We start from the raw sequence: 15,692 nt of genomic DNA, 5'->3' as shown, positions 1-15,692 counted from the left end.
GTGGAAACGTTACATTATATGATTGATAACGCAGGGTATATTGGTTCCCTCACCCTGCATCACCTGTGGCTGGTGCTGATTGCCGTCGGCATGGCAATCCTCATTGGCGTGCCGCTGGGCATTCTTATCGTGCGCCATAAATGGCTCGCCACGCCGATACTCGGCTTTGCCACGATTTTGCTTACCTTTCCATCCGTCGCGCTGTTTGGCCTGATGATTCCCCTGTTTTCACTGATCGGTCAGGGTATAGGCGTGGTGCCTGCGGTCACGGCGGTGTTCCTTTATTCGCTGCTGCCTATTGTCCGCAACACCCACACCGCACTGGACAGCCTGCCGCCGGGGCTACGTGAAGCCGGACGAGGCATCGGCATGACCTTTTGGCAGCGCTTGCGCTGGGTGGAAATTCCCATGGCGCTGCCGGTGATTTTTGGCGGGATCCGTACCGCTGTGGTGATGAATATTGGCGTCATGGCGATTGCCGCCGTCATTGGCGCGGGTGGCCTGGGCTTACTGCTGCTCAACGGCATCGGCGGGAGTGACATCCGCATGCTGATTGCCGGGGCGGTAATGATCTGCCTGTTAGCTATCGTGCTCGACTGGCTGCTGCATCGCCTGCAGCTGCATTTCACAAAATGGTAGAAGAGGCCGCTATGCATTTCGCCCGACTCTGCATGCTTGCATCTTTGGCGCTGCTGACCGCCTGCTCCACCCGGCCAGCGCCGAAACCGCCTCAGGAGACACCCGAGTGCATGACCTATCGCCATATGATGACCGCACCTATGCTGCCGGACGCGGTGCAGCGTCTGAAACAGAAGTGTGAAGACTCCCGCCGCAAGCTTATGAATTAAGGCGCTGAGACCAGCGCCAAAGAGGACCTGATAATGATAAAACTTGAAAACCTCACGCGACAATTTGTACAGAAAAATGGCCAGACTTTTAACGCTGTCGACAACATCAGCCTGAACGTACCCGAAGGGGAAATGTGTGTGCTCCTCGGCCCGTCCGGCTGCGGCAAAACCACCACGCTGAAAATGATCAATCGCCTGATAAAGCCCACCGGGGGCAAGATTTTAATCAACGGCCAGGACACCAACGATCTCGATACCGTCACTCTGCGCCGCAACATCGGCTACGTTATCCAGCAAATCGGTCTGTTTCCGAACATGACGATTGAAGAGAACATCACCGTTGTGCCGCGCATGTTGGGCTGGGACAAAGCCCGCTGTAAAGAGCGCGCCCGGGAGTTGATGAGCATGGTCGCCCTCGATCCTAACCGCTTCCTCAACCGCTATCCGCGAGAAATGTCTGGCGGCCAGCAGCAGCGTATCGGTGTGATCCGTGCCCTGGCGGCAGATCCTCCGGTGCTGCTGATGGATGAGCCCTTTGGCGCGGTTGACCCGATTAACCGCGAAACCATCCAGAACGAATTTCTGGAGATGCAGCGCCAGCTGAAGAAAACGGTGATGCTGGTCAGCCACGACATCGACGAGGCGCTAAAACTGGGCGACCGGATTGCGGTCTTCCGCCAGGGTAAAATCGTGCAGTGCGCCAGCCCCGACGAGCTGCTGGCTAAACCCGCCAATGACTTCGTCGGGTCATTCGTCGGCCAGGACCGCACGCTGAAACGCCTGCTGCTGGTCCAGGCCGGGGATGTGACCGACCAGCAGCCCACCATTACGGCTCGGGAGTCCACGCCGTTGGCAGAGGCTTTCACCACCATGGACGACAACGACATGCGCTCCATCACCATCGTGGATGCCGGCGGCAAACCGCTGGGCTTCGTTAAGCGGCGTGAGGCACGAGGCGCGACGGGCACCTGCACCGATCTTCTTCACCCGTTCCGGGTGACCGGCCGCGCGGAGGAAAACTTGCGCATCGTGCTCTCCAAGCTCTATGAGCACAACATGGTCTGGATGCCAATCACCGATGAAGAAGGTCGATACAGCGGGGAGATTTCGCAGGATTATATTGCCGATTATCTCAGCTCGGGCCGAACGCGTCGGGCGCTGAATATTCAGCAAAGTTAATCCCCCTGATGCCCTGCCTTTCTGCGGGGCATCAGACAGCTGGCAACGTTCATTGTCCAAAAAACCCGAACTTCGGCCTAATAAAAACAATGAATTATGTTCTCTGGTTTGCCCCAAACACCCGAAAACCCTGTTTTTCGGGTGTTTGTCATCAATCCGATGCGCTGCTTTCCGGCGGCGCATTTTCCTTTGAGCTTATCGACATTCTCCCCCACAATAGCGCCATTCCTTCGCCATATTATGCGCTATGCACCGTTTACATGCCTTTCCTGACATCAGAGAGATGCTTCGCCGGCTGGTGATTGCGGTCTTCATTGGCCTGGCTTCCGCGCTGGTGGTCTGGCTATTTCGCGAGGCCATGTATCTCCTTGAGAACGTTTTCCTCGGCGACCACGGCGGCAGCCTGGTTGCAGCCGCCGCGGCTCTCGAGCCCTGGCGACGAGCGCTGACGCCTGCGGCCGGAGGCCTGCTGGCCGGGCTTCTGCTGTGGAGCTGGCAGCGAGCCACTCGTCAGCGCCCTTCTGCCCCCACGGACTATATGGAAGCCATCGAAACCGGCGATGGTCGCCTGGACGTGCCGTCAAGCCTGGTGAAGTCCGCCGCGTCATTGATCGTTGTCGCCAGCGGGAGCGCAATCGGACGTGAAGGGGCGATGATTCTGCTGGCCACGGTTTTTGCCTCGCTGTTTGCCCAACGCTTTACCCCGGATAAGGAATGGAAGCTGTGGGTGGCCTGCGGTGCGGCTGCCGGGATGGCGAGCGCCTACCACGCGCCGCTGGCGGGCAGCTTGTTTATCGCGGAGATTCTGTTTGGCTCGCTGATGCTTGCTTCTCTGGGGCCGGTGGTGATTGCCGCGGTCAGCGCCCTGCTGATGACCCATTTGTTGAACGGCGGCCAGGCACCGCTGTATATCGTGACGCTTCTTGACCCACCGCTGCCTTCTCAGTATGGGCTCATGGCGCTGCTCGGCTTAACCGCAGGGGTTCTTGGGCCGCTGGTTCTCTGGCTGCTGGCGCAAAGCAGCACGCTGTTCCGGTCACTAAAACTTTCGCCCCCGCTGCAGCTGGCGCTCGGCGGGCTGATTGTCGGCCTTCTTTCGCTCGTGACCCCGACGGCCTGGGGCAACGGCTACAGCGTGGTGCAATCGTTTCTGACCAGCCCCCCCGCGCTGCTGTTTGTGGCTGGGGTATTACTGTGCAAACTGCTGGCGGTGATGGCCAGCAGCGGCTCCGGCGCACCTGGCGGCGTATTTACGCCCACGCTGTTTATGGGGGCTGCGCTGGGAATGCTGTTTGGCCAGGTTTGTGGCTTGTGGGGCGGGAGCGAACCGCTGATGATCCTGCTTGGGCTGACGGGAATGGCGTCTTTGCTGGCGGCCACTACCCACGCGCCGATTATGGCGACGCTGATGATTTGTGAAATGACCGGGGAATTTACGCTGCTCCCCGGCCTGTTGCTGACCTGCGTTATCGCCTCAACGCTGTCACGGTGGCTACGCCCGCAGTCGGTCTACCGTCAGAGCGCTGCGCAGCCGGGATAGGTCGATGTAGGCCCCCAGCTCGCGCTGTTCGGCCCGAGGCAGGTACGGTAGTTCGCCAACCAGCGGCCCCGGCAGCTTTTTACTCAACACCTCGATGATTTCCGCGTAATGCGCCAGACCTGGATTGATGCGGTTCGCCACCCAGCCAATAAACGGCAGCCCGTCATTGGCAATCGCCTGCGCCGTCAACAGCGCATGGTTAATGCACCCTTCCTGAATACCTACCACTAACAGCACCGGCAGCTGTTCCTGCACCACCCAGTCCGAGAGCGGACGCAGGTCATTCATCAGGCTGCGCCAGCCGCCCGTGCCTTCAACGACAACGTGATCCATTTGGTCAGCAAGTCTTTGCAAGCCGCCTGACAGCAGCGAATAGTTGATTGGCCCGTGATGGCTGATGCTGCTCTCTTCTTCGCTTAAGGCGATAGGATTGATTGCTTCATACGGCAGTTTAATCGTGGAGACGCTTTGCAGCACCAGCGCATCTTTATTGCGCAGCCCGTCTGGCGTCTCTTTACTGCCCTTAGCGACCGGTTTGTAACCGACGACGCTTTTACCGCTGGCCGATAACGCCTGCAGTAAGGCTCGTGACACCACCGTCTTCCCTACGGCCGTATCCGTACCCGTTATAAAGAAACGCTTAAGCATGACTGTCTCCCGAGGTAATGCTAGCCAGATAAATAAAAAAGAAAAACTAACGCGGGAAAGTCTAAAAGAATGGCGCTGTAGCCAGATTGAGATAGCGCAATATTTGGTGAATCAGGGCCGAAGATTAGCCCTGTAGCAGACGGATTAATAAAGAGCCGTTATACATTGCGTCCTTAACTAATGCCGCTCCGGCCATGGTGCCGCGATTATTAAACTGCGTGCTTTCCACCACCGTGTGGCTACTGTAGGCCGGCAACGCCTGCTGACGAATACAGTCGGTAATCGCCGGATGAAGGATTGCAGCCGCGCGGTTAAGCGGTGAGCCGATAAGAATTTTTTGCGGGTTAAACAGGTTAACCATAATAGCCAGAATGCGGCCAACATTTTGCCCGACACCGATAATAATATCTTTCGCCAGCAGATCTCCGCTTAGCGCAGCGTCGCACAGGGATTCCACACTCAACGGTTGGCCGTGCAGCATCGAGCCCATTGACTGACTCATACGCTGCTGCGCCAGTTCCAGCACGCTTTCCACGCTGGCAATGGTTTCCAGGCAACCGTGGTTACCGCAATAGCAGCGTTTACCGTATGGGTCGACCTGCGTGTGGCCAATTTCTACCAGGCTACTGCTGCCGGCGTGCAGCAGACGCCCGTCGGTGATAACGCCGGCGCCGACGTTGTGGTCAATCACCACCTGAATCACATCCCTCGCCCCCTGAGAGGCACCAAACAGCCCTTCGGCCATGGTCCATGCGCTAATATCGTGCTGAATAAACACCGGCACGCCGGTGTGATTGCCCAGCGCTTCGCCCAGCGGCATATCGCAAACGTCATAGAACGGCATACGGTGAATAACGCCGCGAACAGTGTCTATAATGCCCGGCAGCGTAATAGCAATGGCGGTGAGGCGCTCGAGCTTTTGCTGATGGCGAATAAAGAATTGATCGACCTGAAAAAGAATGCGCTCCAGCAACGGCTGCGGGTCGTCCGTCGGCAGATCTACGGTGTCTTCTACCACCAGCTTGCTGCTGAGGTCGCGCAGGCCAAGGGAAATTTCACCCCGGCTCAGGCGAATTGAGAGGTAATGCCAGGCTTCTGTTTCCAGCATTAATCCCACCGCGGGGCGGCCACGGCTGCCGGGATCCTGAATCTCCGTTTCCTGTACCAGATGCGCCTCAAGCATTTCCCGTACAATCTTGGTGATACTGGCCGGAGCCAATTGCGCCAGACGGGAAAGATCGATTCGCGACACCGGACCGTGAGTATCAATCAAGCGATAAACAACGCCAGCATTGGTTTGTTTAATCTGATCGATATGGCCCGGCTGACTATCAGCTACCACGTGGTACTCCCTTTATTTTCGCGCTTCGAAATAAACTTTTAGGCTATGGTTAAACACTTCAAGTGGGGTCGTCAAATATTTACGTAGGGTTGTGATTTACCGCACATATTCCCGCCACATTTGCCCTATTTTAACGCCCAGGAGGCTTCGGTCAGCAGCGCCGATATGCGCTTCGCCGCCTCCGATAACTCCCGATGTTTCGGCCAGACCAGCCACAGTTCAGACTGCGCCTCTGGCTCGTCTATAGGCAGCCATACAACATCACTCAGCCGAATGCGCTGGAATGACGCCGGCAGGATGGAAACCCCGAGGCCGGCGGACACTAACCCAATGATTGTCATTGCCTCGCCGACTTCCTGGGTGATGTACGGCACGATGTTATAGCGCCGGAGCAGCCCAATAATGTCGTCGTACAGCCCGGTGCCAACGTGGGGGTCAAAGAAAACAAACGGCTCCTGAGCAAGTTGCTTCAGCGATATAGAACGGCTGCCGGCCAGCGGATGGTCGCGATGCACCATCGCCAGCAGCGGTTCACGCAGGATAAGCGTCCAGTTCAGGGTGTCCGGCAGGCGCGTATTGCGCATCAGTCCCAGCTCTAGCTCGCCCTCATTCAGGGGGGCAATTTGCTCGCGGGTGTTAACTTCTCGCATCTGGAGATGAACATCGGGGTAACGCTTGCGAAAGCGGGAAAGGCTGTCCGAAACCGCCTTAATAAACGGTGCGGAAGACGTAAAGCCAATGCGCAGTTCGCCGGTTTCCCCCTGATGCAAACGGGCCGCACGCGCCGCTGCGGCATCCACCTGGCCGAGAATCTGCCTGGCGTCGGAGAGAAACTGCTGCCCCGCCGCAGTCAAGTTAACGCTGCGGTTCGTCCGCGCCAGCAGGCGGGCGCCAATCTGCTCTTCAAGGATCTGAATTTGCTGGCTAAGGGGCGGCTGGGAGATCCGCAGCCTTGCTGCCGCCCGGCCAAAATGCAGTTCTTCGGCAACGGCGATGAAATAACGCAGATGACGCAGTTCGATATTCATATGTTTAAAGTATCATTTGAGATTATTAATATATTAGACATAACATTTACACTTTTCTACTCTGTAAAGAATAAGTTAACACCTGCGTAAGGATCTCCCTTGAGTCGTACAACTACCGTCAGCACTGCCCCGACAGAGGATGCTGACGAAAGCCGTTCCGCCCCTTCTGTCAGCTATATCAAACGCGGTACTCCTCAGTTTATGCGCGTCACGCTGGCGCTGTTTTCTGCCGGGCTGGCGACTTTTGCCCTGCTCTATTGCGTGCAGCCTATTTTACCTGTGCTCTCCCATGAGTTTGGCGTCAGCCCGGCGAGCAGCAGTATCTCTCTCTCGGTGTCAACCGCCATGCTGGCTATCGGCCTGCTGTTTACCGGCCCGCTATCGGACGCCATTGGCCGTAAACAGGTAATGGTCACGGCGCTGCTGCTGGCTTCCTGCTGTACTTTACTGTCAACGCTGATGACCAGCTGGCACGGGATTTTGATCATGCGGGCGCTAATCGGCCTTTCACTTAGCGGCGTCGCTGCCGTCGGCATGACTTACCTCAGCGAGGAAATGCACCCCAGCGTGGTGGCCTTTTCGATGGGCCTGTACATCAGCGGGAACTCGATAGGCGGGATGAGCGGCCGCCTGATAACCGGGGTCCTCACTGACTTCTTTACCTGGCGCGTGGCCGTCGCGGCTATCGGCTGCTTTGCCCTCGCCTCGGCGCTGATGTTCTGGAAGATTTTGCCGCAGTCACAGCATTTCCGGGCCTCCAGCCTGCGGCCTAAAACGCTGTTTATTAACTTCCGCCTGCACTGGCGGGACCAGGGCTTGCCGCTGCTGTTTGCGGAAGGCTTCCTGCTGATGGGGGCGTTTGTCACGCTCTTTAACTATATTGGCTACCGCATGATGGAAGCCCCGTGGTTTCTGAGCCAGGCGGTGGTGGGCCTGCTTTCCGTGGCCTACCTGACCGGGACGTGGAGTTCGCCGAAAGCGGGCGCAATGACCGCGAAATATGGCCGAGGCCCCGTACTGATTGGCTTCACGGCGATTATGTTCCTGGGCCTGACGCTGACCGTATTCTCCTCGCTTATCGTTATTTTTGCCGGGATGTTGCTGTTCTCCGCCGGCTTCTTTGCCGCTCACTCGGTCGCCAGCAGTTGGATTGGGCCACGCGCGCGCCGGGCCAAAGGCCAGGCTTCATCGCTTTACTTGTTCAGTTACTACCTCGGCTCCAGCCTGGCGGGCACGCTTGGCGGCGTGTTCTGGCACCAGTTTGGCTGGAACGGCGTGGCGGCGTTTATCGGCTCGCTACTGCTGGTCGCCCTGCTCGTTGCCACTCGTTTGCACCATAAGGCGCACTAGCCTGCTGCCGCTCTCGTGTTCAGGTAAGCTTAATGCTATTTTCTTTGGCGTTAACAACCTGTTCACGAGGCCATATGGAAAAGCAAAACTATAATCACCTGACCCGTACCTTCCAGCGTCTGTCCCGTTTCGAGCATCTGTCAGCCATTGCCGGCTGGGACATGTCTACCATGATGCCGGCGAACGGTAGCCAGGCACGCGGTGAGGCTCTCGCGGAACTCAGCGTGCTTAAGCACCAAATCCTCACCGATAAGAAAATTGCCACTCTGCTCCAGGCCGCAGCGCAGGAAGATCTCAACGACGTTGAGCGCGCGAACCTGCGTGAAATGACCCGTCACTATCAGGAAGCCGTGCTGCTCCCGGATGCGTTAGTAGAAGAGAAATCACTGGTTGGCTCGCGCTGCGAACATGGCTGGCGCACCCAGCGCCCGGCCAACGACTGGCAGGGATTCTCCACCAACCTGAAGGAAGTGGTGCGCGTCAGCCGCGAAGAAGCTCGCCTGCGCGCTGAGGCAAAAGGCATTTCCCGCTATGATGCGCTGCTGGATATCTATGAACCCGGTATGACCAGCGCCAAACTTGACGTGCTTTTCGGCGATCTGCGTGGCTGGCTGCCGGACCTGCTCCAGAAGGTGGTCGACAAACAGGCGAAAGAAAAAACGCTTACGCCTGAGGGCCCCTTCGCCACTGAAACCCAGCGCCAGCTCGGGCTGGATACCATGGCGCTGCTTGGTTTTGACTTCAACGGCGGCCGCCTTGACGTCAGCGCGCATCCTTTCTGCGGCGGCGTGCCTGAAGATGTGCGAATCACCACTCGTTATAACGAAGAAGAAATGTTCAGCTCACTGTTTGGCGTGATTCATGAAACCGGCCACGCCCGCTACGAGCAAAACCTGCCGCGTGAATGGCTGGGCCAGCCTGTGGCCCTGGCACGCTCTACCGCCATCCACGAATCCCAAAGCCTGTTCTTTGAAATGCAGCTGGGACGGAGCGCGCCTTTCCTGAAACTGCTGCTGCCGAAAGTGATTGAGCGCTTTGGCCCGCAGCCGGCGTTCGAGCTCAATAACTTTATCAACGTCAACCAGCAGGTCGAGCGCGGCTATATCCGCGTGGATGCCGATGAGGTGAGCTACCCGGCGCACGTCGTGCTGCGTTATGAAATTGAACGGGCGCTGATCGACGGCGACATTGAAGTGGACGACATCCCGGCGCTATGGAACGAGAAAATGCAGTCCTGGCTGGGTCTGTCTACCGAAGGCAACTACCGTAACGGCTGTATGCAGGATATTCACTGGACCGACGGCGCTTTCGGCTACTTCCCGTCCTACACGCTGGGCGCTATGTACGCGGCACAGCTGTTTAGCGCGGCGTCACGGGCGCTGCCGGATCTGGACCAGGCGATCGCCAGCGGTAATTTCAGCGCATTATTTGACTGGCTAAAGCAAAATATCTGGCAGCACGGCAGCCGTTTCACCACCGCACAGCTGATAACCAATGCGACCGGAGAAGACCTTAACCCATTGTATTTCCGTAAGCATTTAGAGTCTCGCTACCTGTAAACCCCTCGCGCCGGGTCGCCTGTACCCGGCGTTGTACATTACGTTACATGCCGATACCAATCACTCACTGAAGACTTTGATTCCCCAGCCTATAGTTCATTTCAACGGCCCCGCAGTGGGGTTGACACACAAACAAATTCGAGGATGTCGAAATGAAAAAAGTATTAGCTCTGGTTGTTGCCGCTGCTATGGGTCTGTCTTCTGCCGCTTTCGCTGCTGACACCACCGCTACCGCTCCAGCTGCTGCTCCAGCAACCACCGCTGCTGCTCCTGCTGCTAAAGCGCCAGCTGCAAAAGTAACGCATCACAAGAAACACAAAAAAGCTGCCGCTCAGAAAGCTCAGGCCGCTAAAAAGAAACACAAAAAAGCCGCTAAACCAGCTACCGAGCAGAAAGCTCAGGCTGCTAAAAAGCACCACAAAAAAGCAGTAAAACCAGCTGCTCAGAAAGCCCAGGCTGCTAAAAAACACCACAAAAAAGCAGCAAAACCAGCTGCACAGAAAGCTCAGGCTGCTAAGAAACACGTGAAAAAACATCACAAAGCCGCTGCTAAACCAGCTGCACAGCCAGCAGCATAAGTTAGACGGGATAACCCGTTAGCTTAAAGCGTTTACACAAACACCCGGCTTGCCGGGTGTTTTATTAGGAATAAGGCACAGCCTTTAGTACGTACTTATTTCTGGAGTGCGGATAATGTTGCGACGCTACAGTTTCGAGTTAATCCTCGCCCTGCTGATCATCTGCGGTATTATTACGCTGAGCTTCTGGCTCTGATAGCGTAGTCTGCTGTTTTCACTCCCACTTTCGGCCTGTTCCGACTATAGTTACTGCATCTATAAAAACCATAATTATTAGCCCCTTCAGAGAGAGCTATGCGCAAAAGTGTTGTGTTGTTTTTAGGAGCATTGATCCTTTTACCTCAACTTGCTCACGCGGACGAAGACGACAGTCCGGCGAACGTTAAAACACTGTTCTTCGGCAAAGATGACCGGATTCGTGTAACTAACCCCGAGGATGCCCCATGGGATGCCATTGGCCAGTTGGAAACCGCCAGCGGCAACTTATGTACCGCCACGCTGATTTCACCGCATCTCGCCTTAACCGCCGGGCACTGCTTGCTGCAGCCGCCGCGCGGCAAAGCTGACAAAGCCATCGCCCTGCGTTTTATTTCCCATAAAGGGCAATGGCGCTATGAGATCCATGATATTGAAGGCCGCGTGGACAAATCCCTCGGCCGCCGGCTCAAGCCGGATGGCGACGGCTGGATAGTGCCCTCGAGCGCAGCGCCTTACGACTTTGGCCTGATTATTATCCGCAATCCGCCGTCGGGAATTACGCCACTGCCGCTGTTCACCGGCGATAAAGACGCGCTGACTGAAGCCCTGAAAACGCAGGATCGCAAAGTCACGCAATCGGGTTATCCGCTGGATCACCTCGACGATTTGTATACCCATAATAACTGCCTGGTGACAGGCTGGGCGCAGGCGTCAGTGCTGTCGCACCAGTGCGATACTTTGCCCGGCGACAGCGGTTCCCCCCTGCTGCTGAAAACCGATCAGGGCTGGCAGCTGATTGCGGTGCAAAGTTCGGCCCCGGCGGCCAAAGACCGCTATCGGGCGGACAACCGAGCCATTTCAGTCACCGGTTTCCGCGACAGGCTGGAAGCCCTGGCGCAATAAGTCTCTGTGCTGATGCCGCCGGCACCGCAACAATACGGTGCCTGGCGGCAAATCCCTCGCCCTCTTCCTGCCGCTAAATATTTTTAGACATCATCTTGCGGTGCGTATGTATTGACATAATGATGCCAAACCCGGCCATCAGTACGATCAACGCCGAGCCGCCGTAGCTTATTAACGGCAGCGGGACGCCCACCACCGGTAAAAGACCGCTCACCATACCGATATTCACAAACACATAAACAAACAGGATCAGTACCAGGCTGCCGACAACCATCCGCCCGAACAGCGTCTGGGCCTGAGCCGCGATGCTCAGGCCCCGCATAATTACCAGCAGATAAAGCGTAAGCAGCACCAGAATGCCGATAAAGCCCAGCTCCTCCGCCAGAACGGCAAACACAAAGTCGGTGTGTCGCTCTGGCAAAAACTCCAGCTGAGACTGTGTGCCATGCAGCCAGCCTTTCCCTACCAGGCCGCCTGAGCCAATGGCAATTTTTGACTGAATAATGTGGTAACCCGCCCCCCGCGGATCGAGCGTCGGATCCAACAGCATCATGATGCGTTCGCGCTGGTAGTCATGCATAAGAAAGAACCACAGCACCGGAATAAATACGGCAATCAGCCCGGCAGCAGCGGCAATAATTCTCCAGCTGATGCCGGACAGGAACAACACGAAAAGCCCGGACGTGGCCACCAGGACGGCGGTGCCCAGGTCGGGCTGCATCGCAATAAGCAAGGTGGGCACAAAAATAATCGCCAGGGCGATGACCGTATGTTTAAGCGACGGAGGACAGGAATTCTGATTGATAAAGCGGGCCACCATCAGCGGGACGGCTATCTTTGCTATTTCCGAAGGCTGAAAGCGGATAATGCCGAGATCCAGCCAGCGCTGGGCTCCTTTACTGATTTGCCCGAGGCTATCCACCAGCAGCAGTAAAATAACGCACAGGGCAAAAAGCCAGGGGGCGGACCTTTCATAAAAGCGTGGCGGGATCTGCGCCATGACAATCATCACGATAAGCCCCATCGTAATCTGCACAACTTTGCGCTCCATCATCCCGGCATCCTGGCCGCTGGCGCTCCACATCACAAATGCGCTGTAGGCAAGCAGCAATACAATCAACAGCAGCAGCGAGGGATCAACATGAATTCTTACCCCAAAAATTCTCTTCTGATGGATGCTTTCCATATAATACCTCTGCCACCATGAGGCAATTCAGGCATCATATTATTGCCGGAACCACTCCATCGGATATATTTTCCAGGCAAGGCAATCGGGCCACCCGCTGCGTTATTTTCATCTTCAGGCGATACCCCGATAGCTTGCCTGGTCACATCCGATTATTAATTCGAGCTGCTGACGACAGAGTAACTGTAAGTGGCCGGGATTATTTTTTCATCCACGGAAGTTACTAGCCCAACAGCCATTGCCTCACTGGGAGAAAAGTCTGTAAGGTTATACTCGCTATGCAATATTTCGGCTATCCTGGCGTCATCAAGTTTTGTGCATGCCCGATACGTTTTCTTAAACATCTCGTTGAAGCGGCGAGTTTCTCTTTCAAGATAAGTCACATCTGCAGGCCTTATATCTCCCTGATGTGGGATAGAGGCCGGGTGCAGGAATAAGCTTCCATCCGGCAGCGAGCGCCTGTCGTCTGCGGCGCAGAACATAATCGTTGCCGAAGAACCGACGGTAGACATGGCAACGGTTGTAACGGGGATAGCGGAGCTTCTGACGGCGGCAGCGGCCATCAGGCCAGCGTCCATATCACCGCCATAGCTGTTGATATACAAATAAATTCTCTCTACATCATTATTTTTATTAATTTCATCAAAGATGCTGACGAGCCTCGACACGGCGGACGTTTGCATTTCCCCCGTATAATAAACTTTGGCTATTTTGTTTTTATCTTCAACAGGCTGCGCTGAAGCAAATGAAGCATAGGAAATTAACAGCGTAATGATCAGGTGTATTGTGGTTTTCACATCTCTCTCCTTGAAAAACGTTACCTAAGATTCCATTTTTCCACAGCTTATAATACGGAGTTGCAAAAGCAAGGTGTTTTATATCCAGCATTTAAACAAAGACTTAATGCGGAGGTGAAAACGCTGAAGCGAAAATAAAAAACAACTCCTTGTAATAACTAATAATATTAGCCAAATCTAAAAATTCATTTTATAAAAACAACGTTCCGCTTTGCCCGCCAACAACGCCCAAGGGACGGTGGTTCCTGCTGCCTGATAAGCCATAGTTTCATAACAGCAATCACAGAAGAAACTGAATTATAGGTATTATTTAATAGAACCTCATTACGCCGGATGACGCATACGCAGCGGTAAAAGGCGCGCCAGCGGCACGGGCTGACTAAAGTAATAGCCCTGCAGCCGGTCACAACCCGCCAGACAAAGCAGCTTGAGTTGCTCTTCGTTTTCCACGCCCTCTGCCGTGACCATCATGCCCAGCGCGGTGGCGATACGTACCGTCCCGTTCACCAGCGCCAGCGCCTGCTCATCGCTGTCCACCAGCCCGGCCAGAGACTTGTCTATTTTGATGGTGTCAAAATTAAAGCGGCGCAGGTAGCCAATGCTGGAATAACCGTTGCCAAAATCATCCAGCGCTACGGCCATTCCTTGAGATTTAAGGTTTCGGATGGCCGCCAGGGCTCGTTCCGGATTTTCCAGCACATAGCTTTCCGTGACTTCCAGCTCCAGCCGCTGCGCCGGGAACTTCGTATCCTGCAGCACGCTGGCAACCTTATCCTCAAATTCCGGGTCACGGAACTGCGCCGGGGAAATGTTCACCGACAGGCGGAGATCCTCATAAGGTACTAAATCGCGACAAGCCCGACGGAGCACAAACTGCCCGAGAGAATAGATAAGGCCGCTGGTTTCGGCCACGGGAATAAACTCATCCGGCAACAACTCCCCCCCTGGACGTCTCGGCCAGCGCACCAGCGCTTCTACGCCAGACATAGTCTGGCTGCGCGCCTCGATGATCGGCTGGTACCACACCTCAAACTCATCTCGCGTCAGGCCCACGCGAATGTCGTTCTCGATAATTAACCGGCGCTCGCGAACGTTGTTTAACGCTGCATCATAATAAGTTGTTCGCCCCTTCCCGGTGATTTTTGAGTGATACATGGCAATGTCGGCACGGCGGAAAAGCTCCGAGCTGCTGCAGTCCACCAGCGACCCCGAAGCAATTCCGATGCTGGCGCTGATATGCAGGGTACTTTCCCCGACGGGTATCGGCTGGCTCAGGAAATCGAGCACCGAGCCTGCAAAGGCCGCGGAGTGCTCTCCGGCTCGTTCCCCGCCGATCATCATGGCAAATTCATCCCCGCCCATACGCACCAGCATGCCGTTTTCCGGCACCCGATCGCGAAGCGCATGGGCAATGGTGACGATCAGCTTGTCGCCTTTGTCATGCCCGTAAATATCATTCACATCCTTAAAACCATCGAGATCGATAAACACCACGCTTTTTTCGTCGGTATCCCCCCGCTTGCTGATGGTTTCCAGCCGCTCTATCAGCGCTCGCCGATTGGGTAAATGGCTGAGCCAGTCGGTCAGCGCGATATTTCTCGCCTGCTTTTCACCGCGTGCCAGCTTGTACAACCCCAGGCTACTGATGACGATAAACACCAGTATTAACACCGCAGCAAGCATCGCAATGCGCATAATGTCTGCCGAAGCGGCGTGGGCGGCCTCAGCCCCAGGCTGCCTTGGTTGCCAGCTTAGATAACCCAGTGTTTCACCGGAGGCGCTGTTCAACGGGACGCTCGCCGAATCTGACGCCTCTGGCGTCAGGCGCAGGTTCTCTATCTGAAAGGTATTCCCTAACTCCTTCAGCATCGCGTTATTGATCTGACGGCCAATCACCAGGTAGCGACGCGTGGCATCGTGAACGTTAAGTCGCCCCAGCATTGGCCGGATCAGCCCTATGCCGATAAACGAAATACCGCTTTCGGTCTGAGTGATACCGGCAAAAATTTTCTTATCATCCCTCAGCGTTTGCGCGTGCTGATTGACGAGGGATTCAAACCCCTTCCCCAGCTGCGTGATACTTTGCCCCGTCACACGCTGGCCACGAAACGAGCCCCAGAGCACTTTAAACTGCTCATCCAGGACATATACGCCATCATAAAGGTTATTGATCTTGTAACCCGCGCCCCAGGTGTTATACAGCCAATTGACGTCCAGCTCAGGGCGGTAAACTTGATTTACCGCATCGTCCCAAACCGCGTTATCGATAACCAGCGCCCAGACGCGGTTTACCGAGGTCTGTATGGCCCCTTGTACCGACAATGCGCTTCGGTGCTCGTCTATCTCATTGGTTTTACTGCTGATAAGGTGAAGTGAAAGGTAGAGTAGCGCGATAACAGACACGATCAGCCCGATTCCTGCCATAAATACCATGGCAAACAGGGTTCCGGCGACGGGCGTGCTTTTCCAGCTAAGAGGATTACGCAATTTCAGCTCTCTTGTAAGTGAAATAACGTGGAACTTCTGGCTTTTAATT

General features: G+C 55.5%; 14 protein-coding genes. 7 read left to right on the top strand and 7 right to left on the bottom strand.

All coding sequences use genetic code 11. From position 1 onward, the window contains the following. From VW41_10170 to VW41_10155, 4 genes are all read left to right on the top strand, one after another. Positions 1 to 639 carry a choline ABC transporter permease gene (locus VW41_10170; GenBank protein AJZ89373.1) on the top strand — a complete coding sequence of 213 codons (639 nt, stop codon included), beginning with the start codon at positions 1 to 3 and terminating at the stop codon, positions 637 to 639. 11 nt (positions 640 to 650) lie between these two features. Beyond that, positions 651 to 848 carry a lipoprotein gene (locus tag VW41_10165; protein AJZ91923.1) on the top strand — a complete coding sequence of 66 codons (198 nt, stop codon included), beginning with the start codon at positions 651 to 653 and terminating at the stop codon, positions 846 to 848. A 33-nt stretch (positions 849 to 881) separates the two neighbouring features. After that, positions 882 to 2,027 carry a glycine/betaine ABC transporter ATP-binding protein gene (locus VW41_10160; GenBank protein ID AJZ89372.1) on the top strand — a complete coding sequence of 382 codons (1,146 nt, stop codon included), beginning with the start codon at positions 882 to 884 and terminating at the stop codon, positions 2,025 to 2,027. Positions 2,028 to 2,274: 247 nt separating this feature from the next. Continuing rightward, positions 2,275 to 3,567, top strand: coding sequence for a voltage-gated chloride channel protein ClcB (locus tag VW41_10155; GenBank protein AJZ89371.1), 1,293 nt, complete (start codon positions 2,275 to 2,277; stop codon positions 3,565 to 3,567). Here the strand turns inward: VW41_10155 and VW41_10150 are convergent. The 3 genes from VW41_10150 to VW41_10140 all read right to left on the bottom strand — a co-directional run bounded on the left by VW41_10150 (position 3,520) and on the right by VW41_10140 (position 6,585). Continuing rightward, positions 3,520 to 4,215, bottom strand: a complete 696-nt coding sequence (locus VW41_10150; GenBank protein ID AJZ89370.1) for a dethiobiotin synthetase — start codon at positions 4,213 to 4,215, stop codon at positions 3,520 to 3,522. The genes VW41_10155 and VW41_10150 overlap by 48 nt on opposite strands. A gap of 124 nt (positions 4,216 to 4,339) precedes the next feature. Further along, a complete protein-coding gene (locus VW41_10145; GenBank protein AJZ89369.1) occupies positions 4,340 to 5,557 on the bottom strand; it encodes a transcriptional regulator in 1,218 nt (405 codons plus the stop codon). Between the two features lie 125 nt (positions 5,558 to 5,682). Continuing rightward, positions 5,683 to 6,585 carry a LysR family transcriptional regulator gene (locus tag VW41_10140; GenBank protein AJZ89368.1) on the bottom strand — a complete coding sequence of 301 codons (903 nt, stop codon included), beginning with the start codon at positions 6,583 to 6,585 and terminating at the stop codon, positions 5,683 to 5,685. A gap of 99 nt (positions 6,586 to 6,684) precedes the next feature. Between VW41_10140 and VW41_10135 the strand changes: the two genes are divergently transcribed. Both VW41_10135 and VW41_10130 read left to right on the top strand, forming a co-directional pair. Further along, a complete protein-coding gene (locus tag VW41_10135) occupies positions 6,685 to 7,935 on the top strand; it encodes a membrane protein (GenBank protein ID AJZ89367.1) in 1,251 nt (416 codons plus the stop codon). A gap of 74 nt (positions 7,936 to 8,009) precedes the next feature. Next, entirely contained in the window at positions 8,010 to 9,494 is a 1,485-nt protein-coding gene (locus tag VW41_10130) for a peptidase M32 (protein AJZ89366.1), read from the top strand. A 164-nt stretch (positions 9,495 to 9,658) separates the two neighbouring features. Here VW41_10130 and VW41_10125 read toward each other — a convergent pair whose 3' ends face one another. After that, complete coding sequence (locus VW41_10125; GenBank protein ID AJZ89365.1) at positions 9,659 to 10,030, bottom strand: hypothetical protein; 372 nt, start codon at positions 10,028 to 10,030, stop codon at positions 9,659 to 9,661. Between the two features lie 336 nt (positions 10,031 to 10,366). Here VW41_10125 and VW41_10120 point away from each other — a divergent pair, with 336 nt between their 5' ends. Then, a complete protein-coding gene (locus tag VW41_10120) occupies positions 10,367 to 11,173 on the top strand; it encodes a serine protease (protein ID AJZ89364.1) in 807 nt (268 codons plus the stop codon). A gap of 73 nt (positions 11,174 to 11,246) precedes the next feature. Here VW41_10120 and VW41_10115 read toward each other — a convergent pair whose 3' ends face one another. The 3 genes from VW41_10115 to VW41_10105 form a co-directional block, all read right to left on the bottom strand. Further along, positions 11,247 to 12,359, bottom strand: a complete 1,113-nt coding sequence (locus tag VW41_10115; GenBank protein AJZ89363.1) for a cell wall shape-determining protein — start codon at positions 12,357 to 12,359, stop codon at positions 11,247 to 11,249. Between the two features lie 155 nt (positions 12,360 to 12,514). Further along, positions 12,515 to 13,156 carry a peptidase S14 gene (locus VW41_10110; GenBank protein ID AJZ89362.1) on the bottom strand — a complete coding sequence of 214 codons (642 nt, stop codon included), beginning with the start codon at positions 13,154 to 13,156 and terminating at the stop codon, positions 12,515 to 12,517. A 324-nt stretch (positions 13,157 to 13,480) separates the two neighbouring features. Next, complete coding sequence (locus VW41_10105) at positions 13,481 to 15,643, bottom strand: diguanylate cyclase (protein ID AJZ89361.1); 2,163 nt, start codon at positions 15,641 to 15,643, stop codon at positions 13,481 to 13,483. Positions 15,644 to 15,692 lie beyond the last annotated feature (49 nt).

Origin of the sequence: Klebsiella michiganensis, assembly GCA_000963575.1 — a bacterium.
Classification (GTDB): domain Bacteria; phylum Pseudomonadota; class Gammaproteobacteria; order Enterobacterales; family Enterobacteriaceae; genus Cedecea; species Cedecea michiganensis_A.
The sequence above is the reverse complement of the archived record's forward strand: the minus strand, read 5'-3'. Positions and strand labels throughout refer to the sequence as shown.